This is a genomic window from Raineyella fluvialis (assembly GCF_009646095.1).
Taxonomy (GTDB): domain Bacteria; phylum Actinomycetota; class Actinomycetes; order Propionibacteriales; family Propionibacteriaceae; genus Raineyella; species Raineyella fluvialis.
The window spans coordinates 936,690-958,711 of sequence record NZ_CP045725.1; the positions used below are offsets into that span (position 1 = coordinate 936,690).

Below are 22,022 nucleotides of genomic sequence, written 5' to 3' on the forward strand. Positions count from 1 at the left end.
ACATTGTGGGAATGGAACGATGTTGACAAAGATCCTGGCCAGTGTCAACAAACTTGCACGACAGTAATGTTTACGTCACCATTGCTGAAGGTACGGGGCACAGACGCCCAGGGTCGCGGTTCCGACGCGAGCCGGGCACCGATGACCGCCCCGCTCTGGGAGGAACAGGACAATGACGACGGGTATCCCCAGCTGGTCCGGCGAGGAGGGCGCACGACGCGCCCGTGAACTCTTCCGCGAGGCGTTCGGCACCCCACCCGACGGGGTCTGGGGCGCCCCCGGCCGGGTCAACCTGATCGGCGAGCACGTCGATTACAACGGCGGCACCTGCCTGCCGATCGCGCTGCCCCACCGTACGTACGTGGCACTGCGCCGACGCGAGGACCGGGTCGTCCGGCTCGTCTCGGCCGACGCTGACCCGTCCCGCTGGGAGGGCAGCCTCGACGACGTCCGTCCCGACGGGGACATCCCCTCCTGGGTCGGGTACGCCGCCGGCCCGGCGTGGAGCCTCGGGCAGGAGGGGGCCTACCTGGGCGGCTTCGATGCGGCGATCTCCTCCTGCGTGCCGTGGGGGGCGGGGCTCTCCTCGTCCGCGGCGATCGAGTGCGCGATGGCGCTGGCCCTCGACGAGACGTACGACCTGGGTCTCGGCGGCGACACCGAGGGCCGCTCCCGCCTCAGCGCCGCCTGCGTCCGGGCGGAGAACGACGTGGTCGGAGCCCCAACCGGCGGGATGGACCAGGCGGCGGCGCTGCTCACCGAGGAGGGGCACGCCCTGCTCCTCGACACGCTAGACGGCTCGCTGACCCAGGTGCCCTTCGACCTCGGCGCGGTCGGGCTGGCGCTGCTGGTGATGGACACCCGCGCCAAGCACGCCCTGAACGACGGGCAGTACGCCGCCCGCCGAGCGACGTGTGAGGCGGTGGCAGCGCGGGAGGGCGTCGCCACCCTGCGGGAACTGGACGACCCGGCGGCGGTGCTGGCCCGGCTGACCGATCCGGTGGAGCAGCAGCGGGTGCGCCACGTGGTGAGTGAGATCGAGCGCGTCGCGACGTTCGTGGACCTGCTCAAGGCCGGGGAGTACGACGCGCTCGGGCCGGTGCTCGACGCCTCGCACACCTCGCTGCGCGACGACTACGAGGTCAGCTGCGACGAGTTGGACGTCGCGGTGGAGACCGCCCGGGCCACCGGGGCACTGGGCGCCCGGATGACCGGCGGTGGTTTCGGCGGGTCGGCGATCGCGCTCACCCCGGTCGACAAGGTCGACGCGATCACCGCGGCGGTGGCGGCGGCGTTCGACGAGCGCGGCTGGAACCCGCCGCAGTTCCTGGTCGCCCTGGCCGCCGCGCCGGGTGGCCGGGTCGACTGACCGACGACAGACACCGACGAGAGGAACGACAGGACCGATGAGTGCCGCAGGACTCCAGCACGCGACCGACCGGATGCGCCGGGCCGGCGTACCCGACCTCGCCATCGAGGTGTTCGCCCACTACTACGCCCAACTGGAGGAGGGCCACACCGGCCTGATCCCGGAGGACTCCATCGACCCGGTGCTCGACGTCACCGACATCGCCGAGGTGGAGGTCTCCCCCGAGCAGCAGCGCGAGGCGCTCTCCAAGACGGTGATGATCAAGCTCAACGGCGGGCTCGGCACGTCGATGGGGATGGACCGGGCGAAATCCCTGTTGCCGGTCCGGGACGGGTTGAGCTTCCTCGACATCATCGCCCGGCAGATCCGGCACACCCGTACGGCGGGAGACATCGGGCTGCCGCTGCTGCTGATGGACAGCTTCCGCACCCAGGAGGATTCGCTGGCGGCCCTGGCCGCCTACCCGGAGCTGGCCCACGAGGGTCTCCCGTTGGACTTCGTCCAGCACCAGGAGCCGAAGCTGCTGGTCGACTCGCTGGAGCCGGTGGACTGGCCGGCCGATCCGTCGCTCGAGTGGTGCCCGCCGGGCCACGGCGACATCTACGTCGCACTGCTCACCACCGGCCTGCTCGACGAGTTGATCGCCCGCGGCTATCGCTACGCGAACACCTCCAACGCCGACAACCTCGGCGCCGCCCCGGACGGCCGGCTGGCCGGCTGGTTCGCGGCGAGCGGGGCGCCGTACGCTCCGGAGGTGTGCCGCCGGACCCCCGCCGACCGCAAGGGTGGCCACCTCGGCCGGCGCAAGAGCGACGGGCGGATGATCCTGCGCGACACGGCGCAGACCCCCGAGGAAGACATGAAGTGGTTCACCGACGAGGAGCGGCACCCCTACTTCCACACCAACAACCTGTGGTTCGACCTCGTCGCGCTGCGGGACGCACTGGCCGCCCGCGGCGGGGTGCCGGGCCTGCCGCTGATCCGCAATCGCAAGCACGTCGACCCCCGTGACCCGGACTCCCCGGAGGTCTACCAGATCGAGTGCGCGCTGGGTGCGGTGGTCGAGCTGTTCGACGACCCTCAGCCGGTGCTGGTCGAGCGCGGGCGGTTCCTGCCGGTGAAGACGACCGACGACCTGCTGCTGCTGCGCTCCGACGCGTACGAGATGGGTGAGGACTTCCGGCTGCGGCTGGTGCCCGAGCAGGCCTGCCTGGTCAAGCTCGACTCCCGCCACTACAAGCGGATCGCGGACTTCGACGCCCACTTCCCGCAGGGCGCCCCGTCGCTGCGCGACGCCGACTCCCTCACGGTGGAAGGCGACTGGACGTTCGGCGCGGACGTGGTCGCCACGGGCGACGTACGACTGACCGACCCGGGCGAGCCGCGGACCATCCCCGACGGCACCGACCTGGCAACCTTTGATGGGAGAGACGCATGACCCCGAGCAGCCCCACCGGGCGCCAGTACACCATCCGGCTCGGCGAGCAGGAGGCCGTGATCACCGAGCGGGGCGCGGCGCTGCGTTCCTATCGGGTCGGTGAACGCGACGTCATCGTCCCCTTCGGTGCCGACGAGTTGCCGCCCGCTATGCACGGCTCGATCCTCCTGCCGTGGCCCAACCGTCTCGCCGACGGCCGCTACGACTTCGACGGCGAGACCTACCAGTTGCCGATCAACGAGCCGGCGCGCCGGGTGGCGAACCACGGGCTGGTGTTTCCGCTCTTCTGGCGGGTCCTGGAGCAGACCGACGCGTCAGTGGACTTCGCCCTGACGCTGGTGCCCGAGCCCGGCTATCCGTTCCGGCTCGAGGTCCGCGTCCGGTACGCGCTCGACGAGGACGGCCTGACCGTCCGGCTGGCGACGACGAACACCAGCGAGAAGCGGGCGCCGTACGGGGTGGGGTTCCATCCGTGGCTGTCGCCCGGCGAGGCGAGCGTCGACGACTGCCGGCTCAAGGTGGACGCCGGTGAGTGGTTGCGGACGAACGAGCGGCTGCTGCCGGTGGCGACCGAACCCCTGCCGGCCGAGAAGGACTTCTCCACCGCCCGCGAGATCAGCGACACGTCACTGGACGACGGCTTCGCCTCGGCGAGCTACCAGGACGGGCGCTCCTGGGTGCGGCTCAGCGCGCCCGACGGCCGGACCGCCGCCACCTGGATGGAGCCTCCGCTGGGGTACTGGCAGGTCTGCACGGGTGACTTCCCCGAGACCGGACCGTACGAGCGCACCGGCGTCGCAGCCGAGCCGATGTCGTGCCCGGCGAACGCCTTCGTCAGCGGCCAGGACCTGGCCGTCATCGAACCGTCCGCCACGCACACCGTGGTCTGGGGGCTGCGCCTGGAGGACGACACCCGGAGGGCCGAGGCGTGACCGGGGCGCGGGCCACGGTTTCGCTGGCGGACGTCGCCCTGCTCGCCGGGGTGTCCTCCCAGACCGTGTCCCGCGTCGCCCGCGGCGAGTTGTCCGTCAAGCCCGCGACCGCCGAGAAGGTCCGCGCCGCCATGCGCGAGCTCGGCTACCTGCCCAACCGCGCCGCCAGGGCGCTGCGGTACGGATCGTTCGGGACCATCGGTGTGGTCGGCCACCAGCTGTCGCGGACGGGCGAGGCCCACATCACCGAGGCGGTGATCGAGGCGTTGCGCGAGCGGGACTATTCCGTGATGCTGATCGACACCCCGACGACGAGTGCGGCGGACCTGCTCGACGCCTTCACCAAGCTCGGCCAGTCGGTCGACGGGATGGTCGTCCTGCGGCTCGAGACGCAGAAGCCGGCCCGGGTGGAGTTGCCGGCCCGGATGCCGATCGTGGTGGGCGACTTCCGCTACGCCGACAGCCACACGGCGGTCGGCACCGACCAGGCCGGTGGCACCCGGCTGGCCGTGGACCACCTCCTCGGGCTCGGGCACCGGACCATCCACCACGTCTCCGGACCGAGGAGCTCGGTCCAGGCGACCGCCCGTGAGGAGGCCTGGACCGCTGCGCTACGGGAGGCCGGCCGCGAGGTGCCGCAGGTGCTGCGTGGGGACTGGACTCCCCGGTCGGGCTATGCCGCGGGGCTGAGGCTCGTGGCCGACCCGGCGGTGACGGCGGTGTTCTGCGCGAACGACGAGATGGCCCAAGGCGTGCTGCGGGCGCTCCACGAGGCGGGCCGGCGGGTGCCGGAGGACGTCTCGGTGGTCGGTTTCGACGACCTGATGGCCGAATGGTTGTGGCCACCGCTGACGACGATCGCCCAGGACTTCACCACGATCGGCCGCGAACTGGTCTCGGCCCTGATCGAGCAACTGGGGGCGCCGGATCGGGTCGCGACGAAGCGGATCCTGGTGTCGGCACGGCTGGTGGTGCGGAAGAGCACGGGGCCGGCGCGGGGCTGAGGCTCAGAGCCGCTCCCGCTGACTCTCCATCAGCCAACCAAGGCCTCGCGGACGTTACTGGCTTCCCGCTGCCGTCCTGCGGTCCGCGAGGACGCGGATCATCCGCGAGGGCGCGCATGATCCGCGAGCGCCGCGCAATGCCCGCGGGCTACACGTCCGGAGCGATCGAGCGGATGTCGTCCGGCACGTCGGCCGCGCAGCCCGCCAACTCCTCCAGGGTCACGTACTCGAGGGCGCCCTCGTGGGTCGCCGCCAGGATCACCGGCGCGACGATGCCGGCCCGGTACGCCTGCACCCACCGGGAGGCGACCACGCACCAGGCGTCGCCGGGCCGCAGGCCGGGGAAGCGGAACTGCGGCACCGGGGTCGAGAGGTCGTTGCCGGTGCGCTGCTGGAACTCGAGGAATTCCTTGGTCATCAGGGCACAGATCGTGTGGCTGCCGACGTCATCGGAGGACGTGGCGCAGTACCCGTCCCGGAAGAAGCCCGTGACGGGATCAGTGCCGCAGGGTTGGAGAGGTTCGCCGAGAACGTTACGGGCGTCCATGGCGCAACCCTAGGGCCGAGAGGGTCCGCCGCGCAGGTGTCCGCCCGCAGGGGTGCGGACCACCTGGACGTGGGCAGCCCGGCCGCGCCCCGACGCGTACAGGGCCAGCTCGGTCGGGGGCCCGGTCACCGTGTCCACGGCACTCCCCCGGCCCACCATGACGGTGCCGCCACCGATCGCGTCGACGAGCACCGTACGTACGCTCCGCGACCGCAGTCGCAGACGGGCCAGGGCGGGGAGGTGCTTCATGATCGTGCCACGGTCGGCGGCGGAGAACTCCCGCTCCGGCACGTCACTCGTGACGCCGCGGCGCAGGTCTTCGTGGTGGATCAGGAACTCGAGCGTGTTCGCGGCCGCGTCGAACTCCCGCAGCGGCGACAGAACGCCGGGGCCCCGGCGGACGCGCTCGACGAGGTCTGGGTACGTGTGCCGGCGCCGGGCTCGGGCGATCCGGGCCTGCTGCACCCCGTCGAGCGCCGGGATCGCGATGCCGAGGCCTGCCAGCAGGTCCGTCTCCCGCACCCAGAGGTGGGCGGCGAGGTCGTAGGCGACCCAGCCCTCGTCGAGGGTCGGGGCATGCGGCCCGACCTCCAGGAACAGGTCACACAGGGCGTGGCGCTCGCGCTGGGCGAGGGAGTTCGGGTCCACGATCGGTCCTCTCGGAGGCTGTCTCCAGATGTCTCCAGCGTAGGAACCATAGCCAGCGAGTGGCCCACCAGGCAGGATGGGAGCGACGCGCCGGCGGGTCCGTCGGCCCTGACGACAGGACGATCCATGCCCCTCACCTCCTGGCCCTACCTGGCCTTCCCCGGCACCGCCCGCGAGGCGATGACCTTCTACCACGAGGTCTTCGGCGGCGAGCTGACCCTGACGACATACGGGCAGATCCCCACCGAGGGCATGCCGTTCACCCCGGACCCGGAGGCCGTGGCGCACGCACAGCTCGAGTCGGCGGACCTGCGGTTGGCGGGCGGCGATGACCCGAGCATCGAGGGTGCCTCGATGGAGAGTCGCGTCTACTCGCTGCTCGTCGGGGTCGACACCGTCGATGACGGTCGGGCGCTGATCGACCGGTTCGTGGCCGGTGGTGGGGAGATCGTGATGCCGTTCGCGCTGGCGCCGTGGGGCGACACGTACGGGCAGGTCAAGGACCGGTTCGGGGTGATCTGGTCCTTCGTCGCGCCGGGTGAGCGACGTGAGGAGAGTCAGCTCCTGGGCTGATCCACCTCGGGATCACCCGCGTGGGGCCGTCGCCGCGGACGCGACGAGGGCCCGCGGAAGAAGAGGGTCACCGACACGATCACGCCGATGATCGAGCCGATGATGCCCACCGCGAGGATCCAGCGCGCGAGGCGTGCCCAGTCGAAGGTGATGCCGAGGACGTCGACCGCCCCCTCGGGGAAAGCGAACGGGAAGACCCGCCAGATCGCGAACAGCGCGACCAGGGCCACCGCCGACGTCGCCACGCCGCCCAGGGCCCGCAACCACCGCAGATCCGCCACCAGGTAGATCGCATTGGCGACCAAGGTGGTGATGATCGAGGCATTGACGATGCCGAGCACCATCGTGGTGTCCGGCGTCAGGAACGGCACCGCCTGCCACCCCGGTCGTACGTTGATCAGGTAGTAGAGGGCCGCGTTGATCAGGATGCTGGCGGCATACCCACCGGAGGTCGGGCGGGGCCGGGCGCGTTCGGGACGGGGTGGACGATCGTTCGCTGACATGGGCACTCCAGTGGCTGCGACGGTGGTCCCCTCCAGCCTAGGGCGAAGCCGGGGGACGCGTCTGTGCCTACGATGGTGCACAGGAGCCCGTCTGGGAAGAAGGCGTCCGATGAAGAGGACCTCCGCGACAGTCATCAGCATCGCGTTCTTCGTCGCTGGTCCGGGGACGTTCGTGGGACTCGTGCCCTGGGCGATCACCCGGTGGACGTTCCGTACGCCCGCACCCGGGTGGATCGTGATGCGTGTCCTCGGCGCGGGAATGATCATCGCCGGCATCGTCCCCACCGCGTCTGCCTTCGCCGAGTTCGTGAAGGCCGGTGGCACGCCGGTGCCGCTGGCGCCGACCGACCGCCTCGTCGTCTCCGGCTTCAACCGTTACGTACGCAACCCGATGTACGTCGGACTCATCACGTCCATCCTCGGACAGGTCCTCCTGTTCGGGAACTTGCGGCTGCTGGGGTACGCGGCGGTCGCGGCGGCGGCACCCGCGGCGTTCGTGCACTGGTACGAGGAGCCGACGCTGGCGAAGAGGTTCGGGGCGCAGTACGAGGTCTACCGCCGCGCGGTTCCCGGGTGGATCCCGCGGCTGCGCCCGTGGCAGGCGTGATCGAGAACGCCCCCGCGCTGGCGTACGATCCGGGATCCCCGTCCCGCCGGGATCACCATCGCGGCCCCGGCCGGTACGGCTGGCCCGGCTCGTGCGGCGACTGGTAGACCGAGATCGGCTCGGGCCCGGCCAGGACCCGGCGCTTGACGTGCAGGTAGCGGTGCTCGTCGGGCTCGATACGCCAGCCGATCAGCTGGATCTGGTCGCCCACCAGTTCGATGCCGGTGATGTAGGCCGGGAACGTGCAGCATCCGGTGTTGAAGTACGGGACGCCGTCGCGGGGGAACTTCTGCCGGTGGGTGTGACCGCAGATCAACGCCGTCTGGTGCTCGATAATCCACTTGCGGTAGTTCCGCTCGACCTTGTGGCGCTTGAACATGTTCCGCGTCGGGCTGGAAGGGCTGCGGATGCCGAACGCGTGCATGTACTTCCAGAAGACGCGGAAGGTCCACATCGTGAAGGGCCAGAGCTGGTCGTTGGCCATGTCGCCCTGGTGGCCGTGCACGACGAGGATCTCCTGGCCGGTGTCACGGTGCCGCAGCACCAGGGACCCCAGAGGCTCCAGCCCCGGCATGAACGGCGTGGGGCGGCCCAGGTCGTCGGGGATGGTGTCGAAGCAGGCGCGGGCGAACGCCGGATCCTGCAACTGGATGTTGTGGTTGCCGTAGAGGAAGATCAGCCGGCCGTCGTCGAAGAACCGCTTGAGCCGCCGGTAGGGCGAGCCGTTGGCCCACAGGATGTGCTTCCAGTCGCGGTTCTCCCACAGCTCGTCGCCGTCGCCGACCTCGACGTACGTGTAGCCCTCGGCGTGGTACCACTCCAGCGCGGCGACGTAGATGTTCTTGTTCTTGGCGAATTCGTCGGCGATGCTGCCGTCGCCCCGGTGGATGTCGCTGAGGAAGACGTACTTGGTGTCTGCGCCGAACTCCTCGACGCGGGCATGCCGGTAGGCCTCGGTGAGGCGTCCCATGGTCTGCATGTCGGACTGACTCCTTTCGCACTCGGCGGTGGGCGGCCTGGAGGTCCGGAAGACCCGCCGCCCGTCGAACGCGCTGGCACTCAGCCTAGGCCGCAGCGCGCGGAAGCGGCAGAGGCAGGGCTCGAACGGGGCGCGAGGGGGCGTCCATGGCCGGCCGATGTCACCGACCCCTCCTAGACTGACGGCCGGTGGTCGCCACGACGGCGGCCGTCGACGTCTGCACAGGGGGAGAAGTGGCCGAACAGGATCCGTCCGTCCTGGAGTACGAGCGGGACATGAACACCGCGTACCTGGCCAACCTGGAACGCCGCTCCGGCGGTTACGAGATCGACGACCGCACCCGCTGGACTCCCAGGATCACCATCGGCTCACTGATCGGGCGGGTCCGGATGCGCTATGACGGCGACGACGCGGACGAGGAGTTCTACGTCGCCGAGACATCGGCCGATCTCGACGGCGTCGAGGTGATCAGTTGGGCCGCCCCGGCCGCCGCGGCGTACTACGGCAAGCGGTACGGCGAGGAGTCCGGGCTGAAGATCCGCCGGCGCTTCACCAAGGGCCCGCAGCACGGCATCGAGACGTACGCCGACGAGTGGATCATCGCCCCGGACGGGGCGGAGTTCAGCACGCCCTCCGCGGGCCTGACGGCGCGGGAGGAGCCCCAGGCGGCCCAGGCCGAGCTGCCCCGGGTCGTCCCCGGCACGGAGGAGCAGTTGCGCAAGCCGCGGACATCACTCAAGGCGCTGCTGCGGACCCTCCAGCCCGAGCAGTACGACCTGGTCGCCGCCTCCCCCACCGAGTCGCTGACGATCCAGGGCTACGCGGGAACGGGCAAGACGGTGGTCGCGACGCATCGCGCCGCCTGGCTCACCCACACCGACCGCGAGACGCCGCTACGCAGGGTGGCGCTGATCGGGCCGACGCAGACCTGGGCGCGCCACATCAGCCCCGTGGTCGACGAACTCGCCACCCCCGGCACGGTGACGATCACCTCGCTGCCGGAGGTGATGCGGACCATCATCGGCGCCCCCGAACGGCACGCCTCCAGCGACGACTTCCTCGACGCCTACTCCGCACAGCTGGGAAAGACGCTGGACAGGCTCGTCACCAAGCAGCGCAAGGCGGACCCCGCGCTGACTCCCGCCCGGGCGTACGAGGTCTTCCTGCACACCAACGACCTGTCGATCCCTGCCTCCCGCAGACCCGAGTTCCTCCTCTGGCGGGAGACGCTGCCCCAGACGTACGAGAACGCCCTGGGCGACCGGACGCTGTGGCCGCTACTCACCTACCTCACCGTGCTGTTGAGCCCGCAGGCGCGCTACGACCACATCATCGTCGACGAGGCGCAGGACCTGCGGCCGCTGGAGTGGCTGATCCTCACCCACCTGAACAGCGGCGCCTGGACGCTGGTCGGCGACACCCACCAGCGCCGGACCAGCCACACACCCCGTGGCTGGAAGGAGATCCGCACGCTGCTGGGGCTGTCGACCTGGGACGAGGAGTCGCTGCTCGGTGGCTACCGGACCACCAAGGCGATCATCGACTTCGCGGCGTGTCTCCTCGAGGGGTCCGCCGGCCATCGGGCGTACGACGTGCTGGGCGAGGGCGAGCCGCCGCTGATCATCCATGCCCGCACCGTCGACGAGCTCGAGGCGATCACCCTCGAGCAGGCCGACCGGCTCTCCGCGGATCATCCGAAGGGCAAGGTCGCGGTGATCACCCCGCTGGTGCGCCCCGTCGGCTCGTACGCGCACCGGCATGGCTGGACCGAAGGTGCTGACCACTACTGGTCCAACGAGGACGGCCGCCGGTTCACCCTGCTGACCTCGGAGGAGGCGCGGGGTCTGGAGTTCGACGCGGTCGTGGTGGTCGAGCCCTCGGCCTTCAAGGCGCTGCCCGGCGACAACGGCCCCCTCTACACGGCGCTGACCCGGGCCAATCTGGAACTGGTCATCGTGCACGAGCGCGTGCTGCCGCCGAAGATGGTCCGCCACCTGCGGACGCACCGGCCTGCTGTCCTCGCCTGATCGTCCCCGTCCACACCTCGTCTTGGTCCCCGCCGTAGGGCCGTCACCGAAGGAGCATCGCCGCCGCATGACACATGTCATCTCAGTCGTGAACATGAAGGGTGGAGTCGGCAAGACCACTACCACGGTGATGCTGGGCGAGTTCCTGGCCGCGGAGTACGGCAAGAGGGTGCTGCTGGTCGACATGGACCCGCAGGTCAGCCTCTCGATCACCATGCTCGGTGAACTGCAGTGGAGACTGGTCAGGGACGCCGGCCACACGGCGGTCGCCATGTTCAGTGATGCCCTGGACACGGCCGAGGTGCCGAGGTTCGACATCGCCAGGGCCGTCTACCGCAACGCCTCGAACGTGAAGGCCATCCACGACGTCGACCTGCTGCCGCTGGCCCCGGACATCATCGATCTGCAGCCCCACCTCGCCGCGCTGAGCGTCGCCAAGCGCAGCTCGGTCAGGGTCTGGGACATCCTGCACGGGGCGCTCGCCCCGATCCTGCCGCGCTACGACTACGTCCTGATCGACTGCCCGCCGAGCCTGGACGTGATGACGAAGAACGCTCTGCGCGCGTCCTCGGGCTACCTCATCCCGACGATCCCGGACGTCATGTCGACGTACGGCATCACGCTGCTGCAGCAGAAGGTGGGCGAGTTCGCCGAGCAGGCGGGCATACAGCGGCCGGCCGAGCTCGGCGTGATCGTCACCAAACACAAGCTGAACTCCAGCGTGCACACCGGGCAGGTCGCCCGGTTGCGCAACCACCCGACGTGGCCGCCGATGCTGACCCCGACCGTGCCGGAAGCCAACCAGATCGCCGGGGCGGCCGAGTACCAGCAGTACTCGACCCTGCGCATGAAGTACGGGCAGGCGCACTACGCGGACCTGGCCGAACTGACCGAGACGTTCCGCCAGCGGGTGGAGGAGGGCGAGTGATGACCGAGACCAGCCAGCTGACCGATCCCGACCGCAGCACCGTAACCGACGACGTCGGCGCAGCCGCGGAAGCGCTGCGGGCGTTGGCCGCCGCCGAGGGCGGCGACGTGCTCGCCGGCCAGCTCTCGCGACTCGTCGCCGTGATCGCACAGGAAGCGATCCGAACGAAGCGGTTCCGCTCCGACCTGGTGGCCGCGGTGGTCCCGGAGCCGGCGCCCTCAGCGCCGAACGCCGCGCCGGGCGCGGGCTCGGGCTCGGCCTCCCCCGTGACCCGCAGCCGGCTCGAAAGAATGACGAAGCCTGACCTGAAGCGGCTGATCGATCAGGAGGGCATGGATCCGGACCGTACGCTCCGGTCCAAGGCGACCAAGCCCGCCATGATCGACCTGATCCTGGCCTTCCGGGCCACGGGCTCTGGGGCTCCCACAGCGAACGCCACCCCTGTAGCCGCGCCCGAGGCTGCATCCCCGGCGAAACCGCCGAAGCGTCGCCGGCGCCCCAGCCCTCTCAACCCCTATGCGGTCGCTGCGGAGGACGGGGCGGAGGGCCTGCGCGAGCAGCTCCAGCAACTCGACGTCGAAGAACTCAAGGACATCGTCACCGAGTACGGCATGAACCACGACCGCCGCGCGATGAGCTGGACCGACCACGACCGGTTCGTGGAGCGGATCCTGGCGAAGACCGACTTCGGCGCCTCGCAGGGCAGCGCGTTCCGGAGTTCGTGATGACGCGCCGGCCGGTCGTATCAGGGACCGGGTTCGTCGGCCCGGTTACTTAGACTGGCCAAGTTGGGCCAGCCATCGCCGGCCCGACCACCTGGTCGACATCGTGAAGGAGAACACCGCCGAATGACTCACGTCATCTCCGTCCTCAACATGAAGGGTGGGGTCGGCAAGACCACCACCACGGTGATGCTCGGCGAGTTCCTGGCGGGAGAGTTCGGCAAGAAGGTGCTCCTGGTCGACATGGATCCACAGATCAGCATGTCGATCGCGATGCTCGGGGAGTTCCACTGGTCCCGGGTCAATGAGGCCAACGCCACCCTGGTCCCCCTCTTCCTCGACGCGTTGATCGAGGGTCGCCGCTCGACCCCGCAGTTCGACGTACACAAGACGCTCCAGCGCAACGCGTCCGACGTGCAGACGATCACCGGGGTGGATCTGCTGCCGTCCTCCTACGACGTCATCCCCCTGCAGCGTCACCTGGCGGTGATGACCGTCGCCCGCCACAGCCCCGTGAAGGCCTGGGACATCCTCGGCCCGGGGATCGCGCCGATCATGGACGACTACGACTACGTCCTGATCGACTGCCCGCCCAGCCTCGAAGTGATGACGATGAACGCGCTGCGGATCTCCGAGGGCTACGTGATCCCGACCATCCCCGACGTGCTGTCGACGTACGGGGTCCCGCTGGTCCAGGAACAGGTCGGGGTGTTCGCCGAGGAGGTGGGGATGGAGTGTCCGCGAGAACTCGGGATCATCGTCACCAAGTACCGCATGCTGTCGTCGGTCCACCGGGCGCAGGTCAACCGGATGCGCAACGATGCGACGCTGCCGCAGCTGATGGAGCCCTGGATCCCCGAGACAAATCGGATCGCCGCCTCCGCCGCGGACGAGGGCTTCCCGTCGCTGCAGGTGAAGTACGGGCGCGAGCACTTCCGGGCGCTGCGGCAGCTGACGGATGCGTTCAGGCGACGCGTCGAGGGCAACTGAATCATCGAGGGAGACGCTGTCACAGCTTCCTCCTAGAGTGACTGCCGTGACACCAGCGGCAGTCGGTACTCAATCATGAGCGGGCAGAGCCACTGCCCGAGGGGATGTACGACGCGCTCCTCACCCGCGCGCTGCAACGTCGCCTCACGACGAGCTCTCTCGAGGCGGAACTCATCAAGCTCTCGGAGGCTGACCTGCCAACACGATTGGCCGATCATGTCGGGCGCGCCTTGAGTCGGCGTCTCGATGACGAGGGCGTCGAAGCTCAGGTAGCACTCGTCAATGACATGTTGAACCAGCTGGGCTTCGACGATGACGGGATTGCCCCTGAGCCTCAGATTCTCACCGCGCTTCTTCACACTCCCGAGCCGGGCGCTCCTCCTCGCTACACCGGGCGCCCCCGCACGCCGCTGTCCGAAGCCGACCTGCTGACGAATGGCACCGGCGAACCGTCGTTGGCTGCCGAGCTGATCTCGGAGCTCGCCAGCGCCGACGAAGTGCTCCTCCTGTCAGCCTTCATCAAGTGGTCGGGGCTGCGGACGATGCGTAAAGCTCTTGCTGACGCTGCCAGCCGTGCGATTCCCCTGCGCATCATCACCACGACGTATATGGGCGCGACTGAGCGCGGGGCCTTGGACCGACTGGTGCGCGAGTTTGGTGCTGAGATCCAAGTGTCGTACGAAACCCGCCGTACTCGACTGCACGCGAAGGCCTGGCTCTTCAAACGCCTCACTGGCTTCGACACGGCGTACGTGGGCTCGTCGAACTTGTCCGCCCCCGCATTGCTTGACGGCTTGGAATGGAATGTGCGGCTGTCGACCCGGGCAACGCCTCAACTCCTCCGGAAGTTCGAGGCGACCTTCGCGCAGTACTGGAATGACTCGTCCTTCGAACCGTACGACCCGGATCGCGACGCGGAGCGACTGGATGAGGCTCTTGCGGTGGCCGGGGGACGGCGAGCGCCTGCGGGCCAGGTGATCAGCGTCTCCGGATTGCAGGTCCGCCCCTTCCCCTATCAAGCAGAAATGCTGGAGGCGCTCGAGGCTGAGCGCGAAGTCCACGACCGGCACCAAAATCTCGTCGTTGCCGCGACCGGAACGGGTAAGACGGTCGTGGCCGCGCTGGATTACCGCAACCTCTGCGACACCCTAGGCACAGGCTCTTCGCGACCCACGTTGCTCTTCGTGGCCCACCGCAAGGAGATCCTCACCCAGTCGCTGAGGACCTTCCGCGAGGTGCTAAAGGACGGCAGTTTCGGTGAGCTCTGGGTGGATGGCGAGAGGCCGCGGGAATGGCGGCACGTGTTCGCTTCGATCCAGTCACTCCATGCAGCCGATATCCACCAAATGGGCTCGAACGCCTTCGACGTGGTGATCATCGACGAGTTCCACCATGCCGCTGCCCCAAGCTACGACGCACTCCTGAACCACCTCCAGCCACGCGAACTCGTCGGGCTGACCGCTACGCCGGAACGAGCTGATGGGCTGGACGTACGGGCCTACTTCGGTGGGCACATTTCGGTGGAGATGCGGCTCTGGGAGGCGCTCGATGCCGAGCTTCTCAGTCCCTTCCACTATTTCGTCATCTCCGACAACACCGATCTGTCACAGCTCTCCTGGAAGCGGGGCAGCTATGACGTCCGCGAGTTGGAGAAGCTCTACACGGGAAACCATGCTCGGGCAGCTCTCATCCTGGACCAGGTCCGTGACCTCATCGAGGACCCGCTGCGCATGCGGGCCATCGGGTTCTGTGTCGGCATCGGCCACGCGCAATGGATGGCGGAAGTCTTCACTGCGGCAGGGATCCCCTCCACAGCCGTGGCTGGCACCATCTCAAGCGAGGAGCGAGCACAGGCACTCAGCGATCTGCAGGAGCGGCGGATCAACGCCATGTTCGCCGTCGACATGTTCAACGAGGGCGTCGATCTGCCTGACGTCGACACTGTGCTGTTCCTCCGTCCGACCGAATCGGCCACCGTCTTCCTCCAGCAACTGGGCCGAGGCCTGCGACGTACGAAAGACAAGGCGGTATTGACCGCCCTCGACTTCGTCGGCCACCAGCACAGAGAGTTCCGATTCGACCAGCGATTCCGAGCCATCACCGGCTCGAGCACCGCGCGCCTTCGCCGCGACATCGAGGAGGGGTTCCCCTACCTGCCTTCGGGCTGCCAGATCGTTATGGATCGGACCTCCCAGGAACGCGTTCTCAATAGTCTCAAGCGTCAGATCGGCGGGCGGTGGAATGACATCGTCGCCCAGCTTCGTCGCATCGGAGACGTTCCCTTGGAGACCTTCCTTGAGGAGTCGCAGATCCCCCTCGCGGAGATCGTCGGCAAGGCCGGCCGAAGTTGGACGGGAGCACGACGCGAAGCTGGCTTCACTGTTCCGGCGGGCGGACCGAATGAAGAAGCGCTCTTGAGGCGAACCCGCGCGTTCGTCCACGTCGATGATCCTCAACGGGCGGCCGCCTATCTGAATCTACTGTCCGATGCGACGCAGCCCTACTCGGACCTCTCAGAGGCTGATCAGCGGTGGGCTCGCATGCTCTACTTCTCGCTGTGGCCGGGCCAGAACGCCTGGCCGTCATATGACGCCGGGCTACAAGCCCTCGCCGCGGAGCCCGCAGTACGCCAGGAAATCTCCGAGCTGGTACGACTCGGCGTCGTCCGAGCCGAGCACCGTACCCGCCGATTGGAGGGGGCGCTCGGAGCCACGGGGCTTCAATCACACGCCCGATACACCCGGGAAGAACTGGCTGCGGCCCTCGACTACGCCACCCTTACGCGCACGCCGAACACCCTTCGCCAGGGCGTCTTCTACTCCGCGGACTTCAACACCGACGGATTATTGGTCACCCTGCAGAAGTCCGAACGCGATTACTCGCCGACGACGATGTATCGCGACTACGCCATCAGTCCCGAGCTCTTCCATTGGGAAAGCCAGTCCATGACGAAGGTGGACTCGCCAACCGGACAGCGCTACGTCCAACAGAGGGAAAACGGCAATCACGTCCTGCTGTTCGTGCGGACTGGCAAGAGCTGGGAGTTCGGGAAAGGGGTGCCGTACATGCTGTTGGGCGAAGCCAATTACGTGGAGCATCGAGGCGAGCAGCCGATCGCCGTCACATGGCGGCTACGGCGGCCGATGCCTGCCGAGGAATTCCGTACTGCCAGCGTCGCAGCCGGCTAGTGCGTGGTCCGGTGCTAGCCGGTATGCGAGCCACTGCCAGACTGCCACTTCGTCAAGCCAGTTGAGACGCGCATCTCCTCCATAACAGGCTTCCAACCGCGCGGGGGGGTGCAAGAGTGATTGTCAGCGCGGAACCGCCGCGCCGATGAACTGGAGGCCACAGTGCGCCGTCGCCGACTCTTCACTCTGCTGGCCGCTGTGGCGCTGCTACCCCTTGGGCAGGTCCCCTCTGCCGAAGCTGCCACCAGCACGACCGCCACGATCACCTGGCGATCGGACTGCTACAAAGGCGCTCGCGTGCTGTGTGCCGACCAGACCAACAACAAGATGGCGTACTTCAAGAATGGGGTGCTGGTCTACGAGCTCGATGCGCGGTTCGGGCCGACCGGCTCAGTCGACATCAGTCCGACCCGCAACGGCGACTTCACCATCTTCCGCAAGGTCAAGAACGACTGGTCGACGCTCTACAACTCCCCCATGCCGGACGCGATGTACTTCTCTGGGGGGGAGGCCGTCCACTACTCCGACGATTTCGCCACGAACGGCTGGACCGACACCAGCCATGGCTGCATCAACATCCGTGACCGCCCCGCCTTGGACGTCATCTACAAGGAGATCAAGCTGGGAGACCCGATCCACATCTGGGGCACTCCCCCACCACCGGTGATCTGACAAGCGCTCCGGGCTGTGTCACGACTTGGCGCGCCTACCGTTGGAGCATGAAGGTGCCCATCGGCTCGACGCGGATCCCTGACACGGTGCCACGGCCCATCCTGGTCGTCGCCCGAACCCGCCTGCCATTCGGTCGGCGCCGTGCCGGCGCGGTGCGGGGCGTCGTCACCCTGGCACACTCCCGCCCCTGGTACCTCACGGCGGTCCAGCTGGTCTCGGCGCCCGGTTCGTTCCCGGTCGTCGGACGCGATCATCGGCGTGACCTGAAGACCATCGACCGGGTCACCGCAACGTGGCCCGACCGGGAACGGCTCGACACTCTCCAGCGCGCCGGCAGGGACCCGCGCTGGGCCCGATGGACCGCTGACGGCATGCGGGAACGTCACGAGGATGACCGTAGGGTGCCTCGTCACGGGGCCCAGCGGTGACCTAGCGTGGACGCCGTGGCCACCCCCGCCATCCGCGCCGCCCCGATGATTCCCGCGGAGTTCTGCAGGGCCGCCGGCACCACCGGGCAGTTCAGGCGCAACTGCGGCAGGAACTTCTCGCTGTGCTCACTCACCCCGCCACCCACGACGATCAGGTCGGGCGAGAAGAGGAAGTCCAGCGCCCCGAAGTACCGCTGCAGCCGCGGCACGTACGCCTCGAAGCTCAGGTTCTCCCGGGCACGGGCAGAGGCTGCGGCGAGGACTTCGGCGTCCAGGCCGTCGAGTTCGAGGTGGCCCAGCTCGGTGTTCGGGATGAGGACGCCGTCGTGGATCAGTGCGCTGCCGATGCCGGTGCCCAGAGTGGTCACGATGACCATGCCGGACGCGTTCCTCGCCGCGCCGTAGGTCACCTCGGCCACACCCGCGGCGTCGGCGTCGTTGACCAGGGTCACCTCTCGCCCCAGCGCCAGTTGGAAGGTCTGCTGGGCCGGTGCGTCGATCCAGGAGCTGTCGATGTTCGCGGCAGAGCAGGTGACACCGTGCCGTACGATCGCCGGGATCGTCACCCCGACGGGCCCGTCACCCAACTCCGCGGAGAGGCGCTCGGCGATCTGCGCCACGACCTCGGCGACGTTGCGCGGCGTGGACGGCGACGGGGTCGGGATCTGCAGGAAGTCCGACGCGTACTCTCCGCGCCGTACGTCCACCACGGCACCCTTGATCCCCGAGCCGCCGATATCGATGCCGAGGGCGGACGAGGTCCTCGGGACAACGGGGACGGGCTGGGAGACGGGAATCGTCGGGGTCTCGATGAGGTCGACCAGTGCGGCCATGGGGACGTCCCTTCATTGCGACGGTGATATGCGCGGCGGAGACAGGAACCGCTAACTTGAAACGATTCACATGCTAAATGGCGGACCTCCCTGCGGCAAGCCCATCCACGACCGCCAGTCTCCTGTGAAACGATTCGAAAGACAGCTGCACACCAACGACGAGGAGCAGAGCATGGCCGGCGCCCGATCGAACCGAGGGCCCCTGCTGCGGGACGTCGCCCAACGGGCGGGCGTGTCCGTCGGCACCGTGTCGAACGTGCTCAACAACCCCGAGAAGGTCTCCCCCGAGACGCTGACACGGGTCCAGGCGGCGATCACCGAACTCGGCTTCGTCCCGAACGCCGCCGCCCGTCAGCTCCGGGCCGGTCGCAGCGCGTCCGTCGGTCTGCTCGTCCTCGACGTCCGCAACCCGTTCTTCACCGACCTCGCGGCCGGTGTCGAGGAGGCGGCGATCGACAGCGGGCTGGCCGTGATCCTCGCCACCAGCTCCGGGCGACCCGACCGCGAGGCGATGTACCTGGAGCGGTTCGAGCAGAGTCGCGTCGACGGCGTGCTGGTCACTCCCGTCGGTTCCTCGGTCGAGCCGCTCGTCGCGCTGCGTGACCGTGGCACCCCCGTCATCCTGCTCGACCGGCTCACGCAGACGCCCGGCTTCAGCTCGATCGCCGTGGACGACGCGGAGGGTGGCCGGCTGGGCGGTCAGCACCTGGTCGACATCGGGTGCCGCCACATCGCCTTCGTCGGGGGCCCCCGGACCCTCGAGCAGGTCCGCAACCGAGCCGCCGGCGCCCGCAGGGTCGCCGAGGCCGCCGGCGTGGACCTCACCGAGATCCTCACCACCGACATGTCCGCCGACGAGGGACACCGCGTCGGCACCGAGATCGCCGCCCTACCCCCGGACGAGAGGCCCGACGGCATCTTCGCCGGCAACGACCTGATCGCTCTGGCAGTCCTCCAGGCCCTGCTCAGCGCCGGGATCCGGGTCCCGGAGGAGGTGGCCGTCCTCGGCTACGACGACATCCCGTTCGCCGCCCTGGCCACCGTCCCCCTGTCCTCGATCCGCCAGCCCAGCCACCTGATGGGGCAACGGGCCATGGCGCTGCTCACCGCCCATCTCCGCGGCGACACCGCGCACTCCGACCACGAGGTGTTCACCCCCGAGTTGATCGTCCGGGGGACAACGGCGGGTCACCGGCGAGACGACGCATGACGTCACCGAGTGCCGGACGCCCCTCGGTGAAGGACGTGGCCGAACGCGCGGGTGTATCGGTCGGCACGGTCTCCCACGTGCTCAACCACCCCGATCGGGTCAGTGACGCCACACTCCAGCGTGTCCGTACGGCGATCGACGACCTGGGCTTCATTCCGTCGGGGGCCGCCCGGCACCTGCGGCAGGGCACCTCTCAGGCCGTCGGACTCGTCGTGGCCGACATCGCCAACCCGTACTACATCGAGGCTGCCCGGGCGGTGGAGGACAGCCTGGTCCAGCGGGGGATGGCGATGATGATGAGTTCCACCGATGGCGACCCCGAACGAGAGCGGCGCATCCTCGAGATGCTCGCCGCCCAGCAGGTGCGCGGGATCATCCTGACCCCCTCGGAGCGAAGCCCGGAGAACCTGGCACTCGTCCGCCGCCGAGGCATCCCCACGGTTCTGCTCGACGGAGGGTCGAGCCGCTCCGCGTTCTCCACGGTGGGCGTCGACGACGTCGCCGGCGGACGGATGGCGGTGGCGCACCTGCTGGCCTCCGGCCACCGCTCGATCGCGGTCATCTCCGGCCCCCTCGAGGTGCGACAGGCCGCGGATCGATGGGAGGGCGCGCGTCAGGCCGTACGCGATGCGGGGCTCAACCCCAGGACGACGCTCGTCCATCTCGTGGCCGACTCGTTCAGCGCCGAGGCCGGAGCCGAGGCAATGTCCCTGCTCCTGGAGGGGCCGGTGCGCCCCACCGCCGCCTTCACCGTCAACGACGTGATGGCCATCGGCGCGATGCGGACGCTGCGCCGGGAGGGACTCCGCATCCCCGAGGAGATGGCGCTGGTCGGCTACGACGACATCCCCGTCGCCGCCGAACTCATCACCCCGTTGACGACCGTACGGCAACCGATGGCCAGCCTCGGACGGCGTGCGGCCGAACTGCTCCTCGAGGGCCGGGGCGTCGAGCACGTGCTCTTCCGGCCCCACCTCGCGGTGCGCGCCTCCGCCCCGTAGCGCCCGACACCATCGGCGTTGACACGTTTCAATGGATGTGTCACACTCATTGCATGAAACGATTCAACGACGAATTGGAGTGCCTGCGATGACTGCCACCGCGACTGCCCCGACGGTAGACTCCGTCAAGGTGCGTATCCCCAAGAACGCGTGGAAGGTCGCCGTCCTCGCGGGCATGGCGTCCTACCTCGACGCCGGCGTCCTCGTCACGAACGGCGGCGCGCTGGTCCTCTACAAGGGCCTCGGCGTCACCAACCAGCACATCAGCCAGCTGTCGGCGATCCTGACCTTCCTCTTCGCCTTCGGAGCGCTTTTCGGCGGGCGACTGGGTGACCGCTTCGGCCGCCGGAAGGTCTTCACCGCCACGATGATCGGCCTCGCGGCCGGCATCGCGATCATGGCCTTCGCCCCGAGCATCGCCTTCCTCTATGTCGGCATCCCGATCCTGGGCTTCTCGATCGGCGCCGACCTCCCCGTCTCGATGTCGATGATCGCCGAGGAGGCCCCGGAGGGCGCCAAGGGCAAGCTCGTCGCGTTCAGCCACGTGCTGTGGATGGTCGCCATCGGGACCGTCTCGCTGGTCCAGGTGTTCGCCGGTGGGCTGGGCGTGCTCGGTGGCCGCATCATGTGGATCCACCTGCTCATCGTCGCCGTCGTCGTGCTGGTCCTCCGCTCGACGATGCCCGAGTCCTCCGAGTGGCAGCGCGCCCACGACCGCGCGGTCCGGTCCGCGACCTCCGCCCAGGGCGGGGAGATCAAGGCCGTCACCCTCAAGCAGCTCTTCTCGAAGCCGTTCATCTTCCCGCTCGTCGGACTCGCCCTCTTCTACGGCATCGTCAACCTGTCCGCGAACACCGGCGGCCAGTTCGCCACCCTCCTCTACACCGAGTTCGCCGGCATGTCTGTCTCCCAGGCCGGTCTGGTGGGCGTCGTCGGCCTGGCCGTCGGCGTCGGCATGTCGCTCGTCTTCATGCGGGTCATCGACACCAAGTACCGCTACGCGGCCTTCGCGATCGGCGCCGTCATCTACACCTTCTCCCAGGCCCTGCCGCTGATCTTCGGCGTGCACGCCTGGACCCTGATCGGCTGGCAGCTGCTCGGTGGCGTCGGCGGCCTGGTGGCCGGTGAGCCGATGTGGAAGATCTGGAGCCAGGAGCTCTTCCCGACCCTGCTGCGCAGCTCGGGCCAGGGCTTCACCACCTTCTTCACCCGCATCCTCGCCGCCCTGATGGCCCTGATCACCGCCTCGCTGATGGCCACCGGCCCGGCGACCCTGTTCATCATCCTCACCGTCGCCGTCGCCTTCACCAGCGTTCTGGGCTGGTTCTGGCTGCGCCGGATGCCCAAGGGCGAGGACGTCGAAGCCGCGCTGGAGGCGGGCGCCACGCCCGAGCAGGCCTTCCAGCTCAAGTGATCGCCTGAC

At 68.7% G+C, this 22,022-nt stretch carries 21 protein-coding genes; 16 read left to right on the forward strand and 5 right to left on the reverse strand.

Annotated features, from left to right (window positions below; translation table 11 throughout):
• Positions 1 to 172 precede the first annotated feature (172 nt).
• From galK to Rai3103_RS04320, 4 genes are read left to right on the forward strand one after another with little or no spacing between them, the layout of a single operon-like run.
• Entirely contained in the window at positions 173 to 1,369 is a 1,197-nt protein-coding gene (galK, locus tag Rai3103_RS04305) for a galactokinase (protein ID WP_153571541.1), read from the forward strand.
• A gap of 37 nt (positions 1,370 to 1,406) precedes the next feature.
• A complete protein-coding gene (locus Rai3103_RS04310) occupies positions 1,407 to 2,807 on the forward strand; it encodes a UTP--glucose-1-phosphate uridylyltransferase (protein ID WP_153571542.1) in 1,401 nt (466 codons plus the stop codon).
• Positions 2,804 to 3,739, forward strand: a complete 936-nt coding sequence (locus tag Rai3103_RS04315) for an aldose 1-epimerase family protein (protein ID WP_153571543.1) — start codon at positions 2,804 to 2,806, stop codon at positions 3,737 to 3,739. The genes Rai3103_RS04310 and Rai3103_RS04315 overlap by 4 nt, the downstream gene beginning before the upstream one ends.
• On the forward strand, positions 3,736 to 4,743 hold the full coding sequence (locus tag Rai3103_RS04320) for a LacI family DNA-binding transcriptional regulator (protein WP_228489160.1): 1,008 nt from the start codon (positions 3,736 to 3,738) through the stop codon (positions 4,741 to 4,743). The genes Rai3103_RS04315 and Rai3103_RS04320 overlap by 4 nt, the downstream gene beginning before the upstream one ends.
• A 148-nt stretch (positions 4,744 to 4,891) precedes the next feature.
• On the opposite strand, the gene Rai3103_RS04325 is transcribed toward Rai3103_RS04320, so the two are convergent.
• Positions 4,892 to 5,290 carry a DUF2237 family protein gene (locus tag Rai3103_RS04325; RefSeq protein WP_153571544.1) on the reverse strand — a complete coding sequence of 133 codons (399 nt, stop codon included), beginning with the start codon at positions 5,288 to 5,290 and terminating at the stop codon, positions 4,892 to 4,894.
• Positions 5,291 to 5,299: 9 nt separating this feature from the next.
• Positions 5,300 to 5,938, reverse strand: a complete 639-nt coding sequence (locus tag Rai3103_RS04330) for a TIGR03085 family metal-binding protein (protein WP_194793260.1) — start codon at positions 5,936 to 5,938, stop codon at positions 5,300 to 5,302.
• Between the two features lie 126 nt (positions 5,939 to 6,064).
• On the opposite strand from Rai3103_RS04330, the gene Rai3103_RS04335 reads away from it, so the two are divergent.
• The gene (locus Rai3103_RS04335; protein WP_153571546.1) at positions 6,065 to 6,511 is read left to right on the forward strand and encodes a VOC family protein; all 447 of its coding nucleotides are present in this window, start codon (positions 6,065 to 6,067) and stop codon (positions 6,509 to 6,511) included.
• Here Rai3103_RS04335 and Rai3103_RS04340 read toward each other — a convergent pair.
• A complete protein-coding gene (locus Rai3103_RS04340; RefSeq protein WP_194793261.1) occupies positions 6,496 to 7,014 on the reverse strand; it encodes a hypothetical protein in 519 nt (172 codons plus the stop codon). The two genes, Rai3103_RS04335 and Rai3103_RS04340, sit on opposite strands and share 16 nt — an antisense overlap.
• A gap of 109 nt (positions 7,015 to 7,123) precedes the next feature.
• Between Rai3103_RS04340 and Rai3103_RS04345 the strand changes: the two genes are divergently transcribed.
• Complete coding sequence (locus Rai3103_RS04345) at positions 7,124 to 7,621, forward strand: methyltransferase family protein (RefSeq protein WP_153571547.1); 498 nt, start codon at positions 7,124 to 7,126, stop codon at positions 7,619 to 7,621.
• Positions 7,622 to 7,673: 52 nt separating this feature from the next.
• On the opposite strand, the gene Rai3103_RS04350 is transcribed toward Rai3103_RS04345, so the two are convergent.
• Entirely contained in the window at positions 7,674 to 8,600 is a 927-nt protein-coding gene (locus Rai3103_RS04350) for a metallophosphoesterase family protein (RefSeq protein ID WP_153571548.1), read from the reverse strand.
• A 188-nt stretch (positions 8,601 to 8,788) separates the two neighbouring features.
• On the opposite strand from Rai3103_RS04350, the gene Rai3103_RS04355 reads away from it, so the two are divergent.
• The 7 genes from Rai3103_RS04355 (at position 8,789) to Rai3103_RS04385 (ending at position 17,555) form a co-directional block, all read left to right on the forward strand.
• Entirely contained in the window at positions 8,789 to 10,627 is a 1,839-nt protein-coding gene (locus tag Rai3103_RS04355; protein WP_153571549.1) for an AAA family ATPase, read from the forward strand.
• Between the two features lie 67 nt (positions 10,628 to 10,694).
• On the forward strand, positions 10,695 to 11,555 hold the full coding sequence (locus Rai3103_RS04360) for a ParA family protein (RefSeq protein WP_153571550.1): 861 nt from the start codon (positions 10,695 to 10,697) through the stop codon (positions 11,553 to 11,555).
• The gene (locus Rai3103_RS04365; RefSeq protein WP_153571551.1) at positions 11,555 to 12,280 is read left to right on the forward strand and encodes a hypothetical protein; all 726 of its coding nucleotides are present in this window, start codon (positions 11,555 to 11,557) and stop codon (positions 12,278 to 12,280) included. Before Rai3103_RS04360 ends, Rai3103_RS04365 begins: the two co-directional genes overlap by 1 nt.
• Positions 12,281 to 12,403: 123 nt before the next feature.
• A complete protein-coding gene (locus Rai3103_RS04370) occupies positions 12,404 to 13,267 on the forward strand; it encodes a ParA family protein (protein ID WP_153571552.1) in 864 nt (287 codons plus the stop codon).
• Positions 13,268 to 13,371: 104 nt separating this feature from the next.
• Entirely contained in the window at positions 13,372 to 16,455 is a 3,084-nt protein-coding gene (locus tag Rai3103_RS04375) for a DEAD/DEAH box helicase (RefSeq protein ID WP_153571553.1), read from the forward strand.
• A 162-nt stretch (positions 16,456 to 16,617) separates the two neighbouring features.
• The gene (locus tag Rai3103_RS04380) at positions 16,618 to 17,127 is read left to right on the forward strand and encodes a L,D-transpeptidase (protein ID WP_153571554.1); all 510 of its coding nucleotides are present in this window, start codon (positions 16,618 to 16,620) and stop codon (positions 17,125 to 17,127) included.
• Between the two features lie 47 nt (positions 17,128 to 17,174).
• Positions 17,175 to 17,555 carry a hypothetical protein gene (locus tag Rai3103_RS04385; protein ID WP_153571555.1) on the forward strand — a complete coding sequence of 127 codons (381 nt, stop codon included), beginning with the start codon at positions 17,175 to 17,177 and terminating at the stop codon, positions 17,553 to 17,555.
• Here Rai3103_RS04385 and ppgK read toward each other — a convergent pair.
• Positions 17,537 to 18,388, reverse strand: a complete 852-nt coding sequence (gene ppgK / locus Rai3103_RS04390) for a polyphosphate--glucose phosphotransferase (protein ID WP_153571556.1) — start codon at positions 18,386 to 18,388, stop codon at positions 17,537 to 17,539. The genes Rai3103_RS04385 and ppgK overlap by 19 nt on opposite strands.
• A 172-nt stretch (positions 18,389 to 18,560) precedes the next feature.
• Here ppgK and Rai3103_RS04395 point away from each other — a divergent pair, with 172 nt between their 5' ends.
• The 3 genes from Rai3103_RS04395 (at position 18,561) to Rai3103_RS04405 (ending at position 22,013) form a co-directional block, all read left to right on the forward strand.
• The gene (locus Rai3103_RS04395; protein WP_153571557.1) at positions 18,561 to 19,598 is read left to right on the forward strand and encodes a LacI family DNA-binding transcriptional regulator; all 1,038 of its coding nucleotides are present in this window, start codon (positions 18,561 to 18,563) and stop codon (positions 19,596 to 19,598) included.
• A complete protein-coding gene (locus Rai3103_RS04400) occupies positions 19,595 to 20,599 on the forward strand; it encodes a LacI family DNA-binding transcriptional regulator (protein ID WP_153571558.1) in 1,005 nt (334 codons plus the stop codon). Before Rai3103_RS04395 ends, Rai3103_RS04400 begins: the two co-directional genes overlap by 4 nt.
• 130 nt (positions 20,600 to 20,729) lie before the next feature.
• Complete coding sequence (locus tag Rai3103_RS04405; protein ID WP_194793262.1) at positions 20,730 to 22,013, forward strand: MFS transporter; 1,284 nt, start codon at positions 20,730 to 20,732, stop codon at positions 22,011 to 22,013.
• The last annotated feature ends 9 nt before the right edge of the window (positions 22,014 to 22,022 follow it).